This window comes from Mesorhizobium sp. W050 (genome assembly GCF_054719535.1).
Window position 1 is genome coordinate 1,859,785 of the sequence record NZ_JBTTIH010000001.1, and the last position, 20,916, is coordinate 1,880,700.

At 62.8% G+C, this 20,916-nt stretch carries 21 protein-coding genes; 17 read left to right on the plus strand and 4 right to left on the minus strand.

Going from position 1 to position 20,916, the window contains the following annotated elements; genetic code table 11:
- The first annotated feature begins 140 nt into the window (after nt 1-140).
- The 9 genes from ACYG9Y_RS08870 (at nt 141) to ACYG9Y_RS08910 (ending at nt 8,485) form a co-directional block, all read left to right on the plus strand.
- Nucleotides 141-941: a segregation and condensation protein A gene (locus tag ACYG9Y_RS08870; protein WP_023667690.1), complete on the plus strand. Its 801-nt coding sequence runs from the start codon at nt 141-143 to the stop codon at nt 939-941.
- The gene (scpB, locus tag ACYG9Y_RS08875; protein ID WP_023667689.1) at nt 938-1,705 is read left to right on the plus strand and encodes an SMC-Scp complex subunit ScpB; all 768 of its coding nucleotides are present in this window, start codon (nt 938-940) and stop codon (nt 1,703-1,705) included. Before ACYG9Y_RS08870 ends, scpB begins: the two co-directional genes overlap by 4 nt.
- A 180-nt stretch (nt 1,706-1,885) precedes the next feature.
- The gene (locus ACYG9Y_RS08880) at nt 1,886-2,107 is read left to right on the plus strand and encodes a twin-arginine translocase TatA/TatE family subunit (protein ID WP_023681650.1); all 222 of its coding nucleotides are present in this window, start codon (nt 1,886-1,888) and stop codon (nt 2,105-2,107) included.
- Nucleotides 2,108-2,193: 86 nt separating this feature from the next.
- Nucleotides 2,194-2,934: a Sec-independent protein translocase protein TatB gene (gene tatB, locus ACYG9Y_RS08885; RefSeq protein WP_023739014.1), complete on the plus strand. Its 741-nt coding sequence runs from the start codon at nt 2,194-2,196 to the stop codon at nt 2,932-2,934.
- The gene (tatC, locus tag ACYG9Y_RS08890; protein ID WP_023667686.1) at nt 2,931-3,806 is read left to right on the plus strand and encodes a twin-arginine translocase subunit TatC; all 876 of its coding nucleotides are present in this window, start codon (nt 2,931-2,933) and stop codon (nt 3,804-3,806) included. Before tatB ends, tatC begins: the two co-directional genes overlap by 4 nt.
- A gap of 109 nt (nt 3,807-3,915) precedes the next feature.
- Nucleotides 3,916-5,220, plus strand: coding sequence for a serine--tRNA ligase (gene serS / locus ACYG9Y_RS08895; RefSeq protein WP_023667685.1), 1,305 nt, complete (start codon nt 3,916-3,918; stop codon nt 5,218-5,220).
- Entirely contained in the window at nt 5,220-5,981 is a 762-nt protein-coding gene (gene surE, locus ACYG9Y_RS08900; protein WP_023739013.1) for a 5'/3'-nucleotidase SurE, read from the plus strand. Before serS ends, surE begins: the two co-directional genes overlap by 1 nt.
- Nucleotides 5,982-6,007: 26 nt before the next feature.
- Nucleotides 6,008-6,661 carry a protein-L-isoaspartate(D-aspartate) O-methyltransferase gene (locus ACYG9Y_RS08905; RefSeq protein WP_023667683.1) on the plus strand — a complete coding sequence of 218 codons (654 nt, stop codon included), beginning with the start codon at nt 6,008-6,010 and terminating at the stop codon, nt 6,659-6,661.
- A gap of 324 nt (nt 6,662-6,985) precedes the next feature.
- Complete coding sequence (locus ACYG9Y_RS08910; RefSeq protein WP_023688223.1) at nt 6,986-8,485, plus strand: peptidoglycan DD-metalloendopeptidase family protein; 1,500 nt, start codon at nt 6,986-6,988, stop codon at nt 8,483-8,485.
- 100 nt (nt 8,486-8,585) lie between these two features.
- On the opposite strand, the gene ACYG9Y_RS08915 is transcribed toward ACYG9Y_RS08910, so the two are convergent.
- Complete coding sequence (locus ACYG9Y_RS08915; RefSeq protein ID WP_023739012.1) at nt 8,586-9,461, minus strand: ATP-binding protein; 876 nt, start codon at nt 9,459-9,461, stop codon at nt 8,586-8,588.
- Between the two features lie 271 nt (nt 9,462-9,732).
- Here ACYG9Y_RS08915 and yajC point away from each other — a divergent pair, with 271 nt between their 5' ends.
- The 5 genes from yajC (at nt 9,733) to ACYG9Y_RS08940 (ending at nt 15,145) form a co-directional block, all read left to right on the plus strand.
- Nucleotides 9,733-10,080, plus strand: a complete 348-nt coding sequence (gene yajC / locus ACYG9Y_RS08920; RefSeq protein ID WP_023667680.1) for a preprotein translocase subunit YajC — start codon at nt 9,733-9,735, stop codon at nt 10,078-10,080.
- A gap of 54 nt (nt 10,081-10,134) precedes the next feature.
- Nucleotides 10,135-11,130 carry a SecDF P1 head subdomain-containing protein gene (locus tag ACYG9Y_RS08925; protein ID WP_023688225.1) on the plus strand — a complete coding sequence of 332 codons (996 nt, stop codon included), beginning with the start codon at nt 10,135-10,137 and terminating at the stop codon, nt 11,128-11,130.
- A 217-nt stretch (nt 11,131-11,347) separates the two neighbouring features.
- Entirely contained in the window at nt 11,348-13,900 is a 2,553-nt protein-coding gene (gene secDF / locus ACYG9Y_RS08930; protein WP_023667677.1) for a protein translocase subunit SecDF, read from the plus strand.
- An 11-nt stretch (nt 13,901-13,911) separates the two neighbouring features.
- Complete coding sequence (locus ACYG9Y_RS08935; RefSeq protein ID WP_023739011.1) at nt 13,912-14,301, plus strand: Mth938-like domain-containing protein; 390 nt, start codon at nt 13,912-13,914, stop codon at nt 14,299-14,301.
- A 25-nt stretch (nt 14,302-14,326) separates the two neighbouring features.
- The gene (locus ACYG9Y_RS08940) at nt 14,327-15,145 is read left to right on the plus strand and encodes a phytoene/squalene synthase family protein (protein ID WP_023739010.1); all 819 of its coding nucleotides are present in this window, start codon (nt 14,327-14,329) and stop codon (nt 15,143-15,145) included.
- Between the two features lie 36 nt (nt 15,146-15,181).
- Here the strand turns inward: ACYG9Y_RS08940 and trmFO are convergent, their stop codons facing one another.
- From trmFO to ACYG9Y_RS08955, 3 genes are all read right to left on the minus strand, one after another.
- Nucleotides 15,182-16,594 (minus strand): methylenetetrahydrofolate--tRNA-(uracil(54)-C(5))-methyltransferase (FADH(2)-oxidizing) TrmFO, encoded by a 1,413-nt coding sequence (trmFO, locus tag ACYG9Y_RS08945; RefSeq protein ID WP_023739009.1) that lies wholly within the window; start codon nt 16,592-16,594, stop codon nt 15,182-15,184.
- A 516-nt stretch (nt 16,595-17,110) separates the two neighbouring features.
- The gene (locus ACYG9Y_RS08950) at nt 17,111-17,254 is read right to left on the minus strand and encodes a DUF1127 domain-containing protein (RefSeq protein WP_023667673.1); all 144 of its coding nucleotides are present in this window, start codon (nt 17,252-17,254) and stop codon (nt 17,111-17,113) included.
- 51 nt (nt 17,255-17,305) lie between these two features.
- Entirely contained in the window at nt 17,306-17,446 is a 141-nt protein-coding gene (locus ACYG9Y_RS08955; protein WP_006335194.1) for a DUF1127 domain-containing protein, read from the minus strand.
- 234 nt (nt 17,447-17,680) lie between these two features.
- Between ACYG9Y_RS08955 and ACYG9Y_RS08960 the strand changes: the two genes are divergently transcribed.
- The 3 genes from ACYG9Y_RS08960 to ACYG9Y_RS08970 all read left to right on the plus strand — a co-directional run bounded on the left by ACYG9Y_RS08960 (nt 17,681) and on the right by ACYG9Y_RS08970 (nt 20,895).
- Nucleotides 17,681-18,793 (plus strand): DUF2157 domain-containing protein, encoded by a 1,113-nt coding sequence (locus tag ACYG9Y_RS08960; RefSeq protein WP_023739008.1) that lies wholly within the window; start codon nt 17,681-17,683, stop codon nt 18,791-18,793.
- A complete protein-coding gene (locus ACYG9Y_RS08965; RefSeq protein WP_023739007.1) occupies nt 18,790-19,371 on the plus strand; it encodes a GDYXXLXY domain-containing protein in 582 nt (193 codons plus the stop codon). Before ACYG9Y_RS08960 ends, ACYG9Y_RS08965 begins: the two co-directional genes overlap by 4 nt.
- Before the next feature lie 75 nt (nt 19,372-19,446).
- Entirely contained in the window at nt 19,447-20,895 is a 1,449-nt protein-coding gene (locus tag ACYG9Y_RS08970) for an aromatic amino acid lyase (RefSeq protein ID WP_023739006.1), read from the plus strand.
- Nucleotides 20,896-20,916 lie beyond the last annotated feature (21 nt).

Here is a 20,916-nt window from a genome sequence, read left to right on the forward strand (position 1 = left end):
TCTGAATCCGTCTCTAAATTAGATAGAGAGAGCATGATGTCGTCCGAAAACCGCTTCACACTTTTCGGCATCATGCTCTAACCAGAGGTAAAGGAACAGTGGCGGAGACATTGGACAGCAAGGCTGCGAAGGCCGCACCGATGGACCGTCTGTGGGCCGAGAACGACGATTCACGGGTCACCGGCGACCCGTCGCTTGTCGTCGACGTCGCCGGGTTCGAAGGTCCGCTCGACCTCTTGCTGCATCTCGCCCGCAACCAAAAGGTCGATCTGTCGCGGATTTCCATCTTGGCGCTGGTCGAGCAGTATCTGACCTTCGTCGAGACGGCGAGGGCGCTAAGGCTTGAGCTTGCCGCCGACTACCTGGTGATGGCGGCGTGGCTGGCCTTCCTCAAGTCGAAGCTCCTCATCCCCAAGCAGCCCGGCGAGGAAGGCGAAAGCGGCGAGGAACTGGCCGCGGTGCTGCAGTTCCGGCTGAAGCGTCTGGAGGCCATGCGCGACGCCTCGGCAAGGCTGGTCAACCGCAACCGGCTCGGCCGCGACGTGTTTGCACGCGGCATGCCTGAAATGGTCATCGTCGAGAAGCGTAACGCCTATTCGGCCTCGCTCTACGATTTGCTCACCGCCTATGCGCAGCAGCGCCAGAAACAGGCGATCACCAATGTGACAATTGCCCGGCGTGGCGTGTGGTCGCTCAAGGATGCGCGCGACATCCTGACCCGGCTGATCGGCTCGCTGCGCGACTGGACGGCGCTGGACAGCTATCTGATCAATTACCTGACCAGCCCGGACGAACGGCGTACCGCGATTGCCAGCTCGTTCGCGGCGTCGCTGGAACTGGTGCGCGAAGGCAGCATCGAGATGCGACAGGACCAGGTGTTCGCGCCGCTCTATCTGCGCGGCCGCGCGCAACCAATCAAGGCAGTCGAGGTGGCATCATGAGCGAACGCGCCAACGCTTCGGTCATTCCGTTCAAGGTCGAAGAAGAGACCGAGGAGGGCATTATCGCCCAGGACCCGACTGATACCCTGCTTCTGAATCCTGGCGAACGGCTGCATATGGCCGAAGCCATACGCATGGCCGAGGCGATCGTGTTCGCCAGCGCCGAGCCGGTCAGCGAAAAGCAGCTCGCAGCCAGATTGCCCGATGGCATCAGCATTGCCGCTGCCATGGCTGAGCTGCAGCAGATCTATGCGCGGCGCGGCGTCAATCTGGTTCGGGTCGGCGATGCCTGGGCTTTCCGTACCGCCGGCGATCTCGCCTTCCTGATGAGCCGCGACACGGTGCAGCAGCGCAAGCTGTCGCGCGCCGCGCTCGAAGTGCTGGCGATCATCGCCTACCACCAGCCGGTGACGCGCGCCGAGATCGAGGACATCAGAGGCGTCGAGACCTCGAAGGGCACGCTGGATACGCTGCTCGAAACGGAATGGGTGCGCATGCGCGGCCGCCGCCGCACGCCCGGCCGTCCCGTCACCTACGGCACGACAGACACTTTCCTCGACCATTTCGCACTGGAGGAGATCCGCGATCTTCCCGGGATGGACGAACTGAAGGGGGCAGGGCTGCTCTCCGGCCGCATGCCGTCGAATTTCGCCATCCCGTTGCCGCCGGCCGATCCGGACGCGCTGACCGAGGACGAGGATGCGTTGACCGACATCGATCTCGAGGAACTCGGCCTGCTGACGCCGCGCGTCACGGAAGATTGACCGCAAGCCGCTGTCAAAAAGCTGCATTGCTGCGGTAGATGCGCCGATTGGTAGCGGGCAGCTTTGCCGAAAATGCGTGACATAAGCCGCGCCTTCATAAACTTTGTCGCTGTTGTGTTTGAATCCCAACGCGAAAACGCATAGATCATCGCCAGGGAAAACATTCGAGAGAGAGTTACAATGGGTTCATTTTCGATTTGGCACTGGATGATCGTGCTGGTGATCGTGCTGCTGGTGTTCGGCCGCGGCAAGATACCCGAGCTGATGGGCGACATGGCCAAGGGCATCAAGAGCTTCAAGAAGGGCATGGCCGACGACGATACCGCCGAAGACAAGCGCACCGTCGAGCACCGCCCGGACGAGACCGTTTCGGCAGTGAAGGAAAAGGCCAGCAAGAGCTGAGCCGAAGGTTGTTGCTTTTGTGCAAGTCGTTGTCCCAAAACCGCTTCGCACTTTTGGGCGACAAGCACTAGTCGGAACTGATTGCCATGTTTGAAGTCGGCTGGACCGAAATGCTGGTGATCGCGATCGTCATGATCGTGGTCGTCGGACCCAAGGATTTGCCCAATATGCTGCGCACCTTCGGCCGCACGACGGCGAAGCTGCGTGCCATGGCCTCCGACTTCCAGAAGCAGTTCAACGAGGCGTTGAAGGAAGCCGAGCTCGACGACGTCAAGAAGTCTGTCGATACGCTGCGCGGCCTCAATCCGGCGGCCGAGATTCGCAAGCAGCTCAATCCGTTCGAACAGGCGGCAGCCGAGGTTCGCTCCGGCGTCGATGCGGTGATGAAGCCGAAGCCCGCCGTCGACCCCTCAACGCCCGCGGCAGAAACACCACAGCCGGCCGAGCCGCTCAAGAACGGCGCGACGGTGATGCCGGGTGTCAACGGACCGGAAACAGCGCCGGCGGCGCCGATTCTTCCGGCGATGACCGATCAGGCGGTGGTGACACCGGGTGCAGCAACAGCAGCGCCACGAAACGCGCGCGCCAAGGGGGCTGCGATATCAAAGGCCCCGGCAACCAAAACAGCGGCAGCCAAGGCAGCACCGGCAAAGCCGGCGCCTGCGGCGAAGGTTGCGGCCAAGCCGTCAGCGGCGCCCGCCAAGGCTGCACCTGGAAAAGCCGCCACCAAGCCCGCTGCTGCACCGAAGGCAGTCGCAAAGGCTGAGCCGAAGCTTGCGCCGGCCACGAAGCCCGCGTCCAAGAAGACGGCGGGGGCCGCCAAGTGAGCATTACGGATAGCGAAAAGGACGAGATCGAGAAGTCGTCGGCTCCGCTGATGGAGCATCTGATCGAACTGCGCCGGCGGCTGATCTGGTCGATCGGCGGTTTCTTCGTCGCCTTCCTCGTCTGCTTCTTCTTTGCCAAGAAGCTGTTCAATCTTTTGGTCGTTCCGTTCAAGTGGGCCACGCAGTGGGCCGGGCTCGATCCGCACAAGGTCGAGCTGATCTATACGGCGCCGCAGGAATTCTTCTTCACCCAGGTCAAGCTCGCCATGTTCGGCGGCATGGTCATCGCCTTTCCGCTGATCGCCACGCAGATCTACAAATTCATCGCGCCAGGCCTCTACAAGAACGAACGCAACGCCTTCCTGCCGTTCCTTATCGCATCGCCGATCCTGTTCCTGATGGGAGCGTCGCTGGTCTATTTCTTCTTCACGCCGATGGTGATGTGGTTCTTCCTCGCCATGCAGCAGGCCGGCACCGACGACCAGGTGCAGATTTCGCTGCTGCCGAAAGTGTCGGAATATCTCAGCCTGATCATGACGCTGATCTTCTCCTTCGGCCTGGTGTTCCAGCTGCCGGTGGTGACCAGCCTGATGACGCGCGTCGGCATGCTGTCGTCGAAGGCGCTGGCCGAGAAGCGCAAATGGGCGATCGTCATCGCCTTCGTCGTCGCGGCGGTGCTGACGCCGCCTGATCCGATGAGCCAGATCGGTTTGGCCATCCCGACCATCCTGCTCTACGAGGTGTCGATCTGGGCGGCCCGGCTGATCGAGCGCGATCAGGTCAAGCAGAAGCTGGCGCGCGAGAAGCAGGAAGCCGCCGAAGCCGTGGCCGAAAAGGCGGCGGACGCGTCCTCAAAGCAGGCTCGTTCATAGGCTGTCGCGTTCGGGTATCCGCGTTAGCGGAAAAACGCGACAGCCGCCATCTTGCATCGATGAAGGATGCGGTTTACGCCCTCAGGCCTTAGCTCGAGGACGACCAACCATGCTTGATATCAAATGGATTCGCGACAACCCGAAGGCCCTTGTCGAGGCGCTGGCCAAGCGCTCGTGGTCGGCTGACGAGGCGCAGTCCACGGTCGATGAGCTGATCAAGAAGGACGAAGCGCGGCGCGAGCACGTCACCGAGCTGCAGACCAAGCAGGAACGCCGCAACGCCGCCTCGAAGGAGATCGGCAACGCCATGCGTTCGGGCGACACGGCACTTGCCGAAAAGCTCAAGGCCGAAGTCGGCGATATCAAGACCTTCATCCAGAATGGCGAGGCGCGCGAGCGCGAGCTCGACAAGACGCTGAACGATGCGCTGGCGGTGCTGCCGAATGTGCCGCTCGACGACGTGCCGGTCGGCAAGGACGAGCACGACAATGTCGTCAAGCATATCGTCGGCGAGGTGCCGACCCGGCCGAACTGGGTGAAGGAGCATTTCGAGATCGGCGAAGCGCTCGGCATGATGGATTTCGAGCGGGCGGCAAAGCTGTCGGGATCACGCTTCACCGTGCTGAAGAGCGGGCTGGCGCGGATGGAGCGCGCCATCGGCCAGTTCATGCTCGATCTGCACACGACCGAGCATGGCTATGAAGAAGTCATCCCGCCACTGATGGTGCGCGACGAAGTGCTTTTCGGGACCAACCAGCTGCCGAAATTCGAGGACGACCTGTTCTTCGTGCAGCATGGCGATGGCCGGCTCGGGTTGATTCCAACCGCCGAGGTCCCGCTCACCAACCTGGTGCGCGAAGAAATCACGGCCCATGAAAAGCTGCCGCTGCGCTATACGGCGCTGACGCCGTGCTTCCGCTCGGAAGCGGGCTCCGCCGGCCGCGATACGCGCGGCATGTTGCGCCAGCACCAGTTCTACAAGGTCGAGCTGGTCTCGGTCACCGACCAGGAGTCTTCGCTCGCCGAGCACGAGCGGATGACGCAGTGCGCGGAAGAGGTGCTGAAGCGACTGGAGCTGCCGTTCCGCACCATGGTCCTGTGCACGGGCGACATGGGGTTTGGCGCGCGCAAGACCTACGACATCGAGGTCTGGCTGCCCGGCCAGAACGCCTATCGCGAAATCTCGTCCTGCTCGGTCTGCGGCGACTTCCAGGCCAGGCGCATGGATGCCCGCTACAAGGACCGGGATGGCAAGGGCAACCGCTTTGTGCACACGCTGAACGGTTCGGGCACCGCTGTCGGCCGTGCGCTGATTGCCGTCATCGAAAACTACCAGAATGAGGATGGCAGCGTAACCATTCCTGAAGTGCTGCGGCCTTATATGGGCGGTCTGGCGAAGATCGAATCGAAGTAATGCGCATCCTTCTGACCAATGATGACGGCATCCATGCCGAGGGCCTGGCGTCGCTCGAACGCATCGCCCGCACGCTGTCGGACGATGTCTGGGTCGTGGCGCCGGAGCAGGACCAGTCCGGCTACGCGCACTCGCTGTCGATCTCGGAGCCGCTCCGGCTGCGCAAGATCGGCGAGAAACACTACGCCGTGCGCGGCACGCCGACCGACTGCGTCATCATGGGCGTCAAGAAGATCCTGCCTGGCGCGCCGGACCTGATCCTGTCCGGTGTCAATTCCGGCGCCAACATCGCTGACGACGTCACCTATTCCGGCACCGTCGCCGGCGCCATGGAAGGCGCGCTGCTCGGCATCCGCTCGATCGCACTCAGCCAGGGTTATTCCTATGTCGGCGAGGACCGCGTCGTTCCCTACGAGACCACCGAAGCGCTGGCGCCGGCGCTGCTGAAAAGGCTCGTCGCCATGCCGCTGCCGGACGGCGTGCTGCTCAACGTCAACTTTCCCAACTGCCTGCCTGACGAGGTTGCCGGCACCGTCGTGACGTCGCAGGGCAAGCTGGTGCACAGCCTTTGGGTCGACGAGCGCCGCGACGGGCGCGGCCTGCCTTATTACTGGCTGCGCTTCGGCCGCGAGCCGGTCGAGGGCAAGCAGGGCACCGATCTCCATGCTCTGCGCAACCGGCTCGTGTCTGTGACGCCGCTGCAGCTTGACCTCACCGCGCATAAAATCCGTGACCAACTGACCAAGGCGCTGTCTGAATAAGGTGTTCGCATGAAGAAGGTTCTGGCATGAACTTGCCGCTCGACGATCGCGAGGGTTTTGCCGCTTTCCTGCTGCGCCTGCGCGGCCAAGGCGCGGTGCCGAAGGCGCTGATCGCAGCCTTCGAGGCGACGCCGCGGCGCGGCTTCCTCAACGGCCAGTTCCATTCCATCGCCTGGTCGGACGGCATGCTGCCGATCGAATGCGGCGAGGCGATCGAGGGCGCCGATCTGCAGGCGGCGGTGATTGCGGCCCTGGCAATAGAGCCCGGCAACCGGGTGCTGGAGATCGGCACCGGCTCGGGCTACACGGCAGCGGTGATGTCGCGGCTCGCGGCGCGCATCGTCAGCGTCGACCGCTACAAAACGCTGGCCGAGCAGGCCAGGCAACGCTTCGAGGCGCTCGGCATCGGCAATGTCATCGTGCGCCAGGCCGACGGTTCCAACGGGCTTGCCAATGAAGCGCCGTTCGACCGCATCGTAGCCTGGGCGGCTTTCGACAGCCTGCCGCGCTTCCTGCTCGACCAATTGTCGAGCGGCGGCATCGTCATTGCCCCGATCGGGCCGGAGGAGGGCGAGCAGGTGCTGGCCAAGCTGACCAAGGTCGGCAGCCGCTTCGAGCGCGAGGATATCGGCACCGTGCGCCTGCAGCCGATCCTGCGCAGCGTCGCGGCGGTTATTTAGGTGCGCTGATATTCATGTGAGGCCGGCCTGCAAATGGCAGGTTCCTGCGCTTCCGGTGCTCACATGTTTGAGTACGCTCCGCTCCGGCCTTCGCCGGTCGAAGCCGTCATAAATGCCTCCGCTCTATGAAGGCTACGGCCGGCGTAGGCCGGTTCTCAGAACCTGTCATTTTCGACTCGGCCTGACCTGAATCTCAACGCACCTTCGGCGCGTTCGAAAATGTTTTAAGAAAATTTGCGTCTGATTCTATGGGGTTAACCCGCCAGTAACATTAACGCGCTTTAATCATGACCAGTGTGTACCGGGTCTGTGCGGGTTAGTGCGATGCAATTCAGTGTTTTGAAGGCAAACGGGCGTACTCTGTCGCGGGGCTGCGCTGTCCTCATGCTAGCCGGAGTGGCGGCGGGGTGTAGCTCCCAAGTCTCGCGGTTCAATGGTGTCGACGACGTCTTCACCTCCTCGACCAACAATCAGCGCGCCATCATCGACAAGCAGAGCACCGCTCAGCCCTATCCGGGCGATGTGGCGGCCGAGCCGATCGCTGCGGCACCTGTCGATGGCAGCCATAACCAGTCGGTCAGCCGCTCCAGCCTGGAGCCGGTCACCGTCCAGCAGCTGCCGCCGCCGAGCGCGCCCAAAGCTGCTCCGATGCGTACCGCTTCCGCGCCGGCGCTTGCACCGGCACCGCATGTCGACAGAACGACTACCGGCACCGTCCAGCCGGCGAGGCCGTTCAAGAATGCCGGTGACTCCGATCCGAAACCAGTTGCGGCTGGTACGCCGCATGCGACCGAGATCGTGGTCAGCGACGGCGAGACCATTTCCGGCATCGCTCATCGCTATCATGTGCCCGCCGACGTGATCATGAAGGTCAACGGCTTGAGCGCCACCAAGGGGCTGAAGACCGGTCAGAAACTGGTCATCCCGGCCTATGCCTATTCAAGCAAGGGGACAGAGCCGAAACTTGCCGACGGCAAGCCGGCAAACAGCCCCAAGGCGCCGGCGCCGGAAAAGGTCGCCGTGCTGCCGCAGCAGCCGAAACTCAAGGACGGCAAGTCCGCCGCGCAGGTTGACGCTTCGGCAGCGAACAAGCCGAAGACCGACAAGCCGGCGCAGACGGCCTCGGCCGCGCCAAAGGCCGGCGCGGGCACCTACACGGTCCAGTCAGGCGACACCATGTCCTCCATCGCCAGGAAGACCGGCGTTGGCGTCGTGGTGCTGAAGCAGGCGAACGGCATGCAGGACGGCCTGCTCAAGATCGGCCAGACGCTGAAGGTTCCGGCAGGTGGCACCGCAACGGTCGCCAGCGCCAAGCCGGCCAAAGTTGATCCGGTGACGACCGCGACCACCCAACCGGCGGCAAAGCCGACGGAGACACTCGCCACCTACACGCCGCCGAAGAAGGACGCCAAGGTTATCCAGCAGGCCGAGGACGACGATGCTGTTGCGCCCGATGCCACCGGCATCGGCAAGATGCGTTGGCCGGTGCGTGGCCGCGTCATCTCCAATTTTGGTGGCGGCAAGGATGGTGTCGACATCGCCGTGCCTGAGGGGACGCCGGTCAAGGCGGCCGAAAACGGCGTGGTCATCTATGCCGGCGACGGCCTCAAGGAATTCGGCAATACGGTTCTGGTGCGCCACGAAAACGGGCTGGTCACCGTCTATGGCCACGCCAGGTCGATCGAAGTGCAGCGCGGCCAGAAGGTCAAGCGCGGCCAGGAAATCGCGCTGTCGGGCATGAGCGGGACCACCGACTCGCCGAAACTGCACTTCGAAGTGCGCAAGAACTCGGCCCCGGTCGACCCCTCTGGCTATCTCGAATAGAACAATAAACGTTTTGCAGGCCGTCTGACCTCCAGTCCGGCCCGCCGGCTCAGCCCGCTCCGCAAGGGGCGGGCTTTTTCAGTGACCTGACGCAAATCAATCAGTCGTTCAGCGGCTTGCCGAGCCGGCCGGCCAGATCCTGGGTGAACTGCCAGGCGACGCGGCCCGAGCGGCTGCCGCGTGTCGTTGCCCATTCCAGGGCGTCGGCGCGCAACGTCTCCGGGTCGATCTTCAGTCCATGATGGCTGGCATAGCCGTTGACCATATCGAGATATTCGTCCTGCGAACATTTGTGGAAGCCGAGCCACAGGCCGAAACGGTCGGACAGCGAAACCTTTTCCTCGACCGCCTCGGACGGGTTGATGGCGGTCGAGCGCTCATTGTCGATCATGTCGCGCGGCAACAGGTGCCGGCGGTTCGACGTGGCGTAGAAGATGACATTGGCCGGGCGGCCCTCGACGCCGCCTTCAAGGGCTGCCTTCAGCGACTTGTAGGAGGTGTCGTCATGGTCGAAGGAGAGGTCGTCGCAAAACAGGATGAAGCGAAACGGCGCCGCCTTCAGCAGGCCCATCAGCCTGGGCAGCGTGTCGATATCCTCGCGATGGATCTCGATCAGCTTGAGCGGCAGGTCGGATTTGGACCTGGCGTTGATCTGCGCATGCACGGCCTTGACCAGGGAGGATTTGCCCATGCCGCGCGCACCCCACAACAACACATTGTTGGCGGCATGGCCGGCGGCGAAGCGTTCGGTGTTTTCGACCAGAATGTCGCGCACGCGGTCGACGCCACGTATCAGGCCGATGTCGACGCGATTGACCTTGCGCACCGGCTCGAGATAGCCCGGATCGGCCTGCCAGACGAAGCAATCGGCTACGGCAAGATCGGTCTGCGGCACCGGCGGCGGAGCGAGGCGGGTGACTGCCTCGATCAGGCGGTCGAGCTTTTGGTTCAGGGCCTCGATGGTGCTGTCGGTCATGTCTCGTCTTTTATGTTTCCGCACGAACGTGCGTAGGGGCCGAAATCGTCTTGATCCGGGCGAGATAGAAACTGGTTCCAAGCTTTTGTTTGGGCATGATCTTTTGCGAAAACCACGCCCGTATTCCGGGAGCATGCTCTAACACGGGTCAACCGGCCGGAAAAGCAGCTGAAAGCCCGGCCGCGCAGTTGCATTGGTAACTTTACCCACTATATTCCGGCCAAATTTGGCGAGGCCGCCCTACGGCCTTCTTCGTAACCAGGAGTTCTTGATGTTCGTCACACCGGCATACGCCCAAGCTACCGGAACTCCGCTTGGTCCGTTCGGGGATATCGGCATGATACTCCCGTTCGTTCTGATCTTCGTGATCATGTATTTCCTCATCATCCGGCCGCAGCGCGCCCAGTTGAAGAAGCGCCAGGAGATGATCTCGGCCGTGCGCCGTGGCGACACGGTCATCACCGGCGGCGGCTTCGTCGGCAAGGTGACCAAGGTGATCGACGACAATGAGCTTGAGATCGACCTTGGCGGCGGCACCAAGGTGACGGCGCTGCGCTCGACGATCGCCGATGTTCGGGTCAAGGGCGAGCCGGTGGCCAACCAGAACGCCAAGAAGTAAGCCAGTTTCCCAAGCGGAGCGATCCGCGGGCAGAGCTCTGACAAAAGACGGCGTATGGTCCATTTTTCGCGCCTGAAAATGATCCTGATCTGGCTTGCTATGGCCACAATGCTCGTCGACGCGCCCAGTCTTCACGCTGCCGGCGCGGACGTGCTGCTTCGATTGGACGCGACCGATGTGATCGATCGCCGGTTGGAGGCGACGCGTGACGAAATCAGGACGCTGCTGCGCGATGCAAGGATCGGCTATACTGGTCTTGCTAAGTCGGGTCGGGCCGTTCAGGTGCATATCACCGACGCCGCTCAGGTCGGCGCGGCCAAGATGGCATTGGAGGCGGTGACTGATCCTGTCCTTGGCAGCGCTGGTCCGGTCCAGGAAGTGATCCTGGATGATACCGGAGCAGCGTTGCTCAAGTTCACGGTAACAGACACAGGTATCAAGTATCGGATGTCGATCGCGCTTGCGCAGTCGATCGTGGTCATTAAGAATCGCCTGCGTGATCTTGGTGTAGCCGACCCAGTAGTGCGGCCAGAGGGCGAAGACGGTATGCTGGTCCGGACCTCGGGCGTTGCGGATTTGCAAAGGCTGAGGAGAATTCTCACCCGAACCGGAATGCTGACTTTTCAGTGGGTTGATGAGTCGATGCCGGTCGCTGATGCGATCAATGGCCGGACGCCCGCTGGCTCGGTGGTGGTTTATTCGAAGGACGATCCACCGGTTCCCTATCTGGTTGAGAGCCGAACGATCGTTTCCAGTGACGACATTGTCAATGCTCAGGCGACTCCCAACTCCGTCACAAATGAGCCGGCGGTTTCGTTCACCTTCGATTCCAGGGCAACGGCACGCGTTGCGCAGGCGACCTCGCAGAATGTCGGCAAGCTATTTGCGATGATCCTCGACAACCAAGTGCTTTCGGTGCCAGTCGTCCGCGAGCCAATTCTTAACGGCCGCGGCCAGATATCGGGCAACCTTACAAAGGAGAACGCCGATGATCTGGCCTTGCTTTTGCGTTCCGGACCGATGCCTGCACAATTGAAAATAGTCGAGTAGCGCACGATAGCGCCCGGCGGTGATCAGAATTAGAATGGAACCGACAGAGGCGATTGACGCCGAAACCGCTGCCGGCGGCAGCGCCAAATTGACCTCAGCGCGCTCGACAATCGGCGAAGTGCGGGTTAAGGGCGAGCCGGTGGCAAATAAGAACGCCAAGAAATAACCGAATTGTCGGCGGAACGATCCGCCAGTACGCCCTGACGGACAACGCCATATGCTGTATTTTTCGCGCCTGAAGATGATCCTGATCTGGATCGCCGTGGCCGTCACATTCATCCTTGCCGCGCCAAATCTCTTCCCGGCCAGCACATTGGCGCAATTGCCCAACTGGGTGCCGAAGCGGCAGATGACGCTTGGTCTCGATCTGCAGGGCGGTTCGCACATCCTCTTGCAGATGGACCAGAATGATCTCGTCAAGGCGCAGCTGGAAACGACGCGAGACGAGATCCGCACGCTGCTGCGCGATGCCAAGGTGGGCTATACCGGCCTTGGCGGCACCGGCAGGACCGTACAAGTGCGCATCACCGATCCAACCCAGATCGATGCCGCCAAGGCGGCGCTTAAGCCGCTGACCGATCCGGTCGCCGCCGGCCTGTTCACCGGTGGCTCCATCCAGGAAATGTCCCTGGATGATTCCGAAGCCGGGCTGCTCAAATTCACCGTCACCGACGCCGGCATCAAATACCGCACCTCAGCCGCATTGGCGCAGTCGATCGAAGTCGTCGAGCGTCGCGTCAACGAACTCGGCACCACCGAGCCGATCGTGCAGCGGCAGGGCGACGACCGTGTGCTCGTCCAGGTGCCGGGCCTGCAGGATCCGCAAAGGCTGAAGGAGATCATTGGCCAGACCGCCAAGATGACCTTCCAGATGGTCGATACCTCGATGTCGGTGCAGGATGCGCTGAACGGCCGCCCGCCGGCAGGCTCCTCGGTGCTTTATTCGCAGGACGATCCGCCGGTTCCGTATCTGGTGGAAAATCGCGTCATCGTGTCCGGCGAGGATCTTGCCAAGGCCACCGCAACTTATGATTCCCGAAACAACGAGCCAGTGGTTTCGTTCGTCTTCAACTCGCGCGGTGCGACACGGTTCGGCCAGGCGACGCAGCAGAATGTCGGCAAGCCGTTCGCCATCATCCTCGACAATCAGGTGATTTCGGCGCCGGTGATCCGCGAACCGATCCTCGGCGGCAGCGGCCAGATTTCAGGCAATTTCACCGCCGAAAGCGCCAACGACCTCGCCGTGCTGCTGCGCGCCGGTGCGTTGCCGGCAAAGCTGACCGTGATCGAAGAACGCACGGTGGGCCCGGGCCTCGGCCAGGATTCGATCCATGCCGGCAAGGTCGCCGGCATCATCGGCTCCATTCTCGTCGTCGCCTTCATGTTCGTCGCGTACGGACTTCTCGGCTTCCTCGCCAACATTGCGCTCGCCGTGCACGTGGCGATGATCGTCGGGGTCTTGTCGCTGCTTGGCGCGACGCTGACCTTGCCCGGCATTGCCGGTATCGTGCTGACCATCGGCATGGCGGTCGATTCCAACGTGCTGATCTATGAGCGCATCCGCGAGGAGCGACGGGCCGGCCGTTCGGTCATCCAGTCGATCGACACCGGCTTCACCAAGGCGTTGGCGACCATCGTGGATTCCAACGTGACGTCGCTGATTGCCACGGTCGTGCTGTTCTATCTCGGCACCGGACCGGTGAAGGGCTTCGCCATCACCTATGCCATCGGCATCCTGACCACGGTGTTCACCGCCTTCACCTTCACCCGTCTGCTGGTGTCGATCTGGCTGCGCCGCGCGCGTCCGAAGGAATTGCCGCGTGCGCCGGTGACCTTCGTTCCGGCCGGCACGAAAATCCCGTTCATGGGCATCCGCCGCTGGACCTTTGCACTGTCCAGCCTGCTGTCGATCGCGTCGGTTATCGGATTCCTGACCATCGACATCAACTACGGCATCGACTTCAAGGGCGGCTCGATCATCGAGGTGCAGTCCAAGCAAGGCGACGCCGATATTGGCGATATCAGAAGCCGGCTGTCGGAGCTAAACATCGGTGAAGTGCAGGTCCAGCAATTCGGCGCGCCGAACGACGTGCTGATCCGCGTCGGCACCCAGGATGGCGGTGAGAACGCCGAGCAGACCGTCATCGACAAGGTGCGCGGCGAGCTCCAGGACAATTACGATTTCCGCCGCGTGGAGGTAGTGGGTCCCACCGTTTCGGGCGAGTTGGCCAAGCAAGGCACGATCGCCATGATCATCGCGCTGATCGGCATCCTGGTCTATGTCTGGTTCCGCTTCGAATGGCAGTTCGCGGTCGGCGCGATCGTGGCGACGGTACACGATGTGGTGATGACGCTGGGCTTCTTCGTCATCACCGGGCTCGAATTCAACCAGTCTTCGCTGGCGGCGATCCTGACCATTATCGGCTATTCGCTCAACGACACGATCGTCGTCTATGACCGTGTTCGAGAAGATTTGCGAAAATACAAACGAATGCCGCTCCCGCAATTGTTGAACAACGCCATCAACGAGACTCTGTCGAGAACGACGCTGACTTCGGTGACGACCATCCTGGCGCTGCTGGCCCTGGTGCTGTTCGGCGGCGAGGTGATCCGCTCGTTCACCATGGCGATGCTGTTCGGCGTCGTCTTCGGTACCTATTCGTCGATCTTCATCGCAGCGCCCTTGCTGATCCTGTTCAGGCTCAGGCCGCAGGGAGCGAGCGCCGATGAGGAGAAGCCGGTTGGTGGCGGCAAGGCCATGGCGACCTGACGGCTGCGCTGGTGGCAAAAGGTATCGTCATCCGCGAGGCGCATTTCCCCGGACGGGCGCCGATCGAAGCCTACGGCAATGGCGGCTTCCGCTTCGCCGACATGTCGCATCGCGGCTCGCTTCTTTGCCTGCCCTCCGGCATCCATGGCTGGGAGCCGGCCGATCCGCTGGCCCTGACGGCGGCGGATTTCGACCTGCTGCTGGCCGAGGCCGACAAGGTCGAGATCGTGCTGGTCGGCACAGGCAAGGATTTGCGGCCCTTGCCGGCAGCACTTCGGGCGGCGCTGAAGGCGGCTGGCATTGGCTCCGACCCGATGTCGACGGGGGCAGCGGTGCGGACCTACAATGTTCTGCTTGCCGAAGACCGCGCCGTGGCCGCGGCGCTGATCGCCGTCGACTGACGTGACCGATACAGCTGACATCGTCATGGAGGCGGTGCGCGCCGGCGACCATGACCGCTATGTCAGCGCACTCTATGCACCGGCCGACAAGCGCGCGGCGCTGTTTTCGCTTTACGCCTTCAATGCCGAGATTGCGTCTGTCCGAGACCGCATCCACGAGGCATTGCCGGGCGAAGTGAGGCTGCAATGGTGGCGCGATGTCATCGCTGCTGAAGCCGCAGCCACAGGCAACCCGCTCGCCGATGCGCTGAAGGCGACGATTTCTGCCCATGGCCTGCCCAAAACTGCCTTCGACAACATGCTCGAGGCCCGCATCTTCGACCTCTATGACGATCCGATGCCGTCGCGCACCGATCTCGAGGGATATTGCGGCGAGACGGCGGCCGCGCTGATCCAGCTGGCGGCGATGGTGCTCGATCCCAATCAGGCGCCGCGCTTTGCCGAACTGGCGGGCAGGGCCGGCTGCGCCCAGGCGATGACCGGCCTGTTGCTGCTGTTGCCGCTGCATCGCCGACGCGGGCAATGCTTCGTGCCGGCGGATATCCTTGCAGCGGCCGGCTCGTCGCCGGAGGAGTTCGTCAGCGGCGACGGCGGCCCCGGCGCTCAGCGCGCGGTGGCTGCGATGATTGCATTGGCGCAGGAGCATCTCCGCGCTTTCGAGCAAGGGGCGTCCGCACTTCCGGAAACGCTGCGTCCGGCGTTCCTGCCGCTGGCGCTGACCAGCGCCTATCTCGGCAAGATGGCCAATGGCCGCTCGCCGCTTGGTGGCGCAGCCCGGCTTTCGGCTCTGCGCCGGCATTGGCTGTTGCTCAGGCGCGCAACGCGGGGTTGGCCAGCGAGTTAACGTAAACGTCAATCGCGTTAGGACTCTGAGACTTGGCTATTCAGCAGCTTCCGATGTTTGCGCCGGCAGCCCTAGCCACTCCCGACAATCTGCCCGCGCGCGTGAGGTGATCGCGTGGCGCTTGGCCACCGTCTTGTCCTTGCCGCGCAGGCGTTTGCCTTCGGTCTTCGGTGCTTCCACCGGCGGGAACAGGCCGAAATTGACGTTCATCGGCTGGAACGAGCGTTTGCCCGGCTCGTCGTCGGAAACGATGTGGCCGCCGGTGATGTGGTTGAGCAAGGCGCCGAAGGCGGTGGTGAGCGGTGGCAGCGATGGCGCGTGGCCGAGCCGCTCGGCGGCGGCGAAGCGGCCGGCGAGCAGGCCGATCGCCGCGCTCTCGACATAGCCCTCGCAGCCGGTGATCTGGCCGGCAAAGCGCAGGCCCGGCCGCGACTTCAGCTGCAGCGAGGCGTCGAGCAAGGTCGGCGAATTGATGTAGGTGTTGCGGTGCAGGCCGCCGAGACGGGCGAACTCGGCGTTTTCCAGACCCGGAATGGTGCGGAACACGCGCACCTGCTCGGCATGCTTCAGCTTGGTCTGGAAACCGACCATGTTGTAGAGCGTGCCCAGCGCATTGTCCTGACGCAGCTGCACCACGGCATAGGCTTTTACCGTCGGATTGTGGGCATTGGTCAGCCCCATCGGCTTCATCGGCCCGTAGCGCAGCGTCTCGACGCCGCGCTCGGCCATGATCTCGATCGGCAAGCAGCCGTCGAAATAGGGCGTGCCTTCCCACTGCTTGAATTCGGTCTTCTGGCCGTCGACCAGCGCCTGTACGAAGGCGAGATACTGGTCCTTGTCCATCGGGCAGTTGATGTAGTCCTTGCCGGTGCCGCCGGGCCCAACCTTGTCGTAGCGCGACTGGAACCAGCAAATGTCCATGTCGATCGTGTCGAAATGGATGATCGGGGCAATCGCGTCGAAGAAGGCCAGCGCATCGGCGCCGGTTGCCTCGACGATCGACTGGGCGAGCGACGGCGCGGTCAGCGGTCCCGTGGCGATGATCGCCTGGTCCCACTCCGCCGGCGGCAGGCCCGGCACTTCCTCGCGCTCGATGGTGATCAGCGGGTGCGCTTCAAGCTTTTTCGTCACCGCGTCGGAGAAACCGTCGCGATCCACGGCCAGCGCGCCGCCTGCCGGCACCTGGTTGGCGTCGCCGGCACTCATGATCAGCGAGCCGGCCAGCCGCAGTTCGGCATGCAGCAGGCCGACGGCGTTGTTCTCGGCATCGTCGGAGCGGAAGGAATTGGAACAGACAAGTTCGGCAAGCCCATCGGTCTTGTGCGCATCGGTGCCGCGCACCGGGCGCATCTCATGCAAAATGACGGGAACACCGGCTTGTGCTGCCTGCCAGGCGGCTTCGGAGCCGGCGAGGCCGCCGCCGACGATGTGGATAGGATTTTTGCTCATGAGCGCCGGAATAATCGCTTGGCGCGCCGTTTGCAATTGGCCGGTGCGAGCGTGGGTCATTGTCGTGCAACGACGGAGCTCGACTTTCTTATGTCCGCAGCGACGGTCTGATGGCGGCGTAAAGCGCCTCGATCGACTGCATGCGCAATTGAAAAGCCTGCCCAAAAACAACAACACCCGCCGCGGGAGGAGGTGCGGCGGGTGTCGTTTTTGGGGCCGATCCTCGGGAGGAGGTGGGGATCGGCCGTATTCGCCATCGCCGGGGAGGAGGTCGGCTTTGACGAAATTCTTTTCGCCGGATCGAGGGAGGCGAAATCCCTGGAAGACGAACTGCGTTCACTTTGAAGACGAACTAGCGTTCGCTTCGGAAAGACGAACTGCGTTCGCTTTGGAAACAGCGCCCGCCGCGGGAGGAGGTGCGGCGGGCGCCGTTTTGGTGGTCAACCCTCGGGAGGAGGTGAAGGCTGACCGTATCCGTCAGGGTCGGGGAGGAGGTCGACCCTGGCGAAATTCTGGCTAGATCGTCGCTCTGCGGGCGATGATCTTGATCTCGTCACGGACGATGCCGAGATCATGGAGCTGACGGTTCGAAAGGCGACCCAGCTCGGTAACGGTGTCGCGGTAAACGCGCCAGTTACGATAGTTGCGGATCAGGTTCATTGTCGTTCTCTTTTTCAAAACTGGTTCGGACCATTTGCGATCCGAAGAGGATTAGACCGCCTTGCGGGCGACGTAGTGGATGTCGCTGCGGCTGATGCCGAGGTCGGTCAGTTCACGATTCGACAGGCGGCTCAGCTCGGAGACGGTGTCCCGGTAGCGGCGCCAGTTGCGGTAGTTGCGGATCAGGTTCATGGTAGTGCTCGTTTCGTCTTTCTTCGGATCATTCCGTTTGTGTACGAACAGTAAATAGGCTGGGTAATATCGATTTAAAAGTGCTGTTGGCGCATGGCAGCAATGCAAATTGTGCAATGCAACATTAACGCGCATTCACGCTTCGTCATGAAGAAACCCGAATCGGAAAATGACGTTGCGTCAACGATTTGAGCGGATCGGCTGTCAGAAAGACCAATCTGGGGGAGAAGCGGCATGGCGAGCTATTCGTCGCGGGCGAGGGCCGATATCGGGCGGTGGCTGCAGGCTGGCCTGATCGACGCAAAGACGGCCGATGCGCTTAAGCGCGACATCGACGCCAACGAGCGCAAATCGCTGAGCTTCGGCACTATATTGGCCATGATGGCGGCGCTGCTGTTCGGCGCCGCGATCCTGCTCTTCGTCGCCGCCAACTGGGACGCCATCCCACGGCTGGTGCGGGTCGCGGCACTGTTTGCCGTCATTCTCGCCGGCTATGTCGGCGGCGCGGTGTTGAAGATGCGCGACCATGCGGCGATCGGCGAGGCGCTGTGGATCGTGGCCGCCGCGGCCTTCGGCGGATCGATCGCGCTGATCGGCCAGATGTACCATCTCACGGGTGACGAAGCCTCGGCCATCGTCACCTGGGGCATCGGCACGGCATTTGCCGCGGTGGCGTTGCGCTCGAACCCGCTGACGGTCGCTGCCGTCGGCATATCCGTTGCCTGGCTGTTCGTGCGCGCATTCGACTTTTATGACCGCCCCGTATTTCCGGATTTCTTCGTTATCATGGCGCCGGTGCTTTTTGTCGTCTCGTTCTGGACGCGTAGCCAGCCGGCACGCCACTTGATCATTCTCTCGGTCATTTTCTATATCGCGGTGCGCGGCCTGGACCAGAACACGCTCGCCCTGGCGATTCCTCTCGTCGTGGTGTCGGCGCTGCTGTTTGCGGTTTCGATCTTCGCCGCCGGGCCGGCCGACCGGATCTTGCAGCTCGGCGGGCGGTTGCCTTTGCACGCCTTGATCGGCTTTCTCACCGGGCTGGCGATGATGCAGATCGAACTGGGCGATGACAACGCCTTCAGCAACGGCTTTGCCATTGCGTCGGTCATCGCGCTGGCCGGCATTGCCGCGGCGATCATGCTGGGCGGGCGCGAGAGCAGGGGGCTGCGCTGGGTTGCTTATGCCGGCTTTGCCTTCGAACTTGCCATTATCTACGTCGTGACCTTGCAGACGATGCTCGGCACGGCCGGCTTCTTCCTGGCTGCCGCGGTGCTTTTCGGCACCCTGGCTCTCGTCATCATCCGTGTGGAAAAACGCATGAAGGCCCCGGAAGGAGCGGCAGCATGATGTCGGGAAAGAAACTTGTCATCTCGGCGCTGGTCCTGGCGCTCGTCCAGATCGGCTTCCTGAGCTGGATCATCGCCGGCCGCGCGGCGATCCTGCGCAACGGCAAGGAGGTCTTGCTGAAAGTCGAGCCGGTCGATCCGCGCGATCTGCTGCGCGGCGACTATATTATCCTCGGCTATGAAATATCGCGCTTGCCGGTGAAGCTGATCGCCAACATCCCGGCCGGCCAGCTCGCGAGCGAGAACACGCCGATCGTGGTCCGGCTGAAGCCGGGCGCCGACGGCTATTGGCATGCGACCACGGCCTGGTTCGGCAGGGCTCCGACGCCGGCGACCGCCGACGAAGCCGATATTGTCGGCCAGGTCGCGCCGGGCTGGACGCTTGATCCTGAATCCACGATCGCACCGCAATACGGCATCGAGCGCTTCTACCTACCTGAGGGCCAGGGCATGGCGATCCAGAACTACATGCGGGTGCGGCCATTCGGCGTGCGCGTCGCGCTCGCCGCCAGTGGCCAGGCACAGATCAAGGCGCTGATGGACGGCGACAAGACATTGTTTGAGGAACCGCTCTACTAGAAGACATTACCCAGGGCATGGATTTCGGCAACGATCGATCGCTTCGCCCTCATGCAAACCAGACGGGCGAAGACAATGCCGATTACGGTGACGACGCGCGAAGATATCAATCTCGATGCCGTTTTGCGCGTCGCCTGGAGAAACGACACGGTCGAAATCGGCGACAAGGCCTTGCAACGCATTGCCGAATGCCGCGCCTCGTTCCTGAAACTCATTGAGTCCGATCCGCCGCCGGTCATCTACGGCGTCACCACCGCGATGGGCGAGCTGGCAAGCCGCAAGCTCGAACTTGACGAGCGCGACCGCCATGCGCGCATCAAAGCGTATGCCGCCGCCACATCCTTCGGGGAGCCGTTGCCCGAGCGCGTGGTCAGGGCGATCGTGCTGGCACGGCTGACCAATTTCATCGAAGGCAATGCCGCCACCACGCCGCGCATCGCGCTAGCCGTTGCGGCGATGCTCGACGGCGGCCCGATGCCGGTGGTGTCGTCGCAGGGGCAGGGCGGCGCCGGCGAGATCCTGGCGCTCTACCCGCTGTTTGCCGCGCTTACCCAGCGTTTCGAGCTAGAGGTGAAGGAGCGCGGTTCGCTGATCAATGGTTCACCTTGCGCGGCGGCGCTCGTGGCCGACGCAGCACTTGCCGCGCGCCGACGCGTCGCCATGGCGCACAAGGTGTTTGCGCTGTCGATCGAAGCCTTTCGTGCGCCGCTCGAGCATTATGATGCGGCCCTCGACGGGCTCTGGGGTGACGCGCACGAAGCGGCCGCCTTGCAAGGGTTGCGGCAATATCTGGTTGGCGCCGGCGACGGCCGGCGCAACTATCAGGCGCCGGTCAGCTACCGCATTGTGCCGCGCGTGCTCGGCCATGCGCATCGGGCGCTGGCGGGCGCCGAGCAGGCGGCCACCGTCTCGCTTGCCTCGATCTCGGATAATCCGGTCTATATCCCACCCGACACGGCGCATCCGTTGGGACGCTGCATCTCGACCGGCGGCTATCACAATGCCATGGCGACGCCGGCGCTCGACGATCTGGCGGCGATCTGGGCCGATCTCTGCCTGCTCTGCGACCGCCACGCCTCAAAGCTGCTGAACGGCAAGGTCTCGCTGCTGCCCGACCTGTTGATGACCGGGCGCCATTGGGCCGACAGCGACGGGCACGGCAATGTCGGCTATGTGCCGATGGCGATCACCGGTTATCTCGAACAGGCCAAACTCGCGGCGCAGCGCACCTTCATTCCGGGCACCGAATCGGCCGGCGCCGGCCAGGACGATGTCGCCACCACTGCATTCTTCGCCTGGACCAAGGAAGCGACGGCCGGCCGCTGCCTCGATGCGGCAATGGCGATGCTGGCGATGATCGCCTCGCAGGCCCTGTACGTGACTGAACGCGCCGCGCCGCCGGCATTGCAGGATTTTGTCGCGGATATCAGGAAGATCGTGCCGCCGGTCGACGCCGACCGGGTGCTGGGGCCGGAGCTGGCGAAATTGGCGGAGTGGTTTACCGGTCAAGTGTTTGAAGTGTAGGCCGTCGCCGCCAGTCCTCCT

Excerpts from the sequence above, each read along its gene's own strand:
- ACYG9Y_RS08880 (WP_023681650.1), top strand. The coding sequence starts at position 1,886 with ATGGGTTCATTTTCGATTTGGCACTGGATGATCGTGCTGGTGATCGTG.
- ACYG9Y_RS08905 (WP_023667683.1), top strand. The coding sequence starts at position 6,008 with ATGAACTTGCCGCTCGACGATCGCGAGGGTTTTGCCGCTTTCCTGCTG.
- ACYG9Y_RS08915 (WP_023739012.1), bottom strand. The coding sequence starts at position 9,461 with ATGACCGACAGCACCATCGAGGCCCTGAACCAAAAGCTCGACCGCCTG.
- ACYG9Y_RS08940 (WP_023739010.1), top strand. The coding sequence starts at position 14,327 with ATGGAGGCGGTGCGCGCCGGCGACCATGACCGCTATGTCAGCGCACTC.
- ACYG9Y_RS08960 (WP_023739008.1), top strand. The coding sequence starts at position 17,681 with ATGGCGAGCTATTCGTCGCGGGCGAGGGCCGATATCGGGCGGTGGCTG.
- yajC (WP_023667680.1), top strand. The coding sequence starts at position 9,733 with ATGTTCGTCACACCGGCATACGCCCAAGCTACCGGAACTCCGCTTGGT.
- surE (WP_023739013.1), top strand. The coding sequence starts at position 5,220 with ATGCGCATCCTTCTGACCAATGATGACGGCATCCATGCCGAGGGCCTG.
- serS (WP_023667685.1), top strand. The coding sequence starts at position 3,916 with ATGCTTGATATCAAATGGATTCGCGACAACCCGAAGGCCCTTGTCGAG.
- ACYG9Y_RS08970 (WP_023739006.1), top strand. The coding sequence starts at position 19,447 with ATGCCGATTACGGTGACGACGCGCGAAGATATCAATCTCGATGCCGTT.
- ACYG9Y_RS08955 (WP_006335194.1), bottom strand. The coding sequence starts at position 17,446 with ATGAACCTGATCCGCAACTACCGCAACTGGCGCCGCTACCGGGACACC.
- tatB (WP_023739014.1), top strand. The coding sequence starts at position 2,194 with ATGTTTGAAGTCGGCTGGACCGAAATGCTGGTGATCGCGATCGTCATG.
- ACYG9Y_RS08965 (WP_023739007.1), top strand. The coding sequence starts at position 18,790 with ATGATGTCGGGAAAGAAACTTGTCATCTCGGCGCTGGTCCTGGCGCTC.
- trmFO (WP_023739009.1), bottom strand. The coding sequence starts at position 16,594 with ATGAGCAAAAATCCTATCCACATCGTCGGCGGCGGCCTCGCCGGCTCC.
- secDF (WP_023667677.1), top strand. The coding sequence starts at position 11,348 with ATGCTGTATTTTTCGCGCCTGAAGATGATCCTGATCTGGATCGCCGTG.
- ACYG9Y_RS08910 (WP_023688223.1), top strand. The coding sequence starts at position 6,986 with ATGCAATTCAGTGTTTTGAAGGCAAACGGGCGTACTCTGTCGCGGGGC.
- ACYG9Y_RS08870 (WP_023667690.1), top strand. The coding sequence starts at position 141 with ATGGACCGTCTGTGGGCCGAGAACGACGATTCACGGGTCACCGGCGAC.
- ACYG9Y_RS08950 (WP_023667673.1), bottom strand. The coding sequence starts at position 17,254 with ATGAACCTGATCCGCAACTATCGTAACTGGCGCGTTTACCGCGACACC.
- scpB (WP_023667689.1), top strand. The coding sequence starts at position 938 with ATGAGCGAACGCGCCAACGCTTCGGTCATTCCGTTCAAGGTCGAAGAA.
- ACYG9Y_RS08925 (WP_023688225.1), top strand. The coding sequence starts at position 10,135 with ATGGTCCATTTTTCGCGCCTGAAAATGATCCTGATCTGGCTTGCTATG.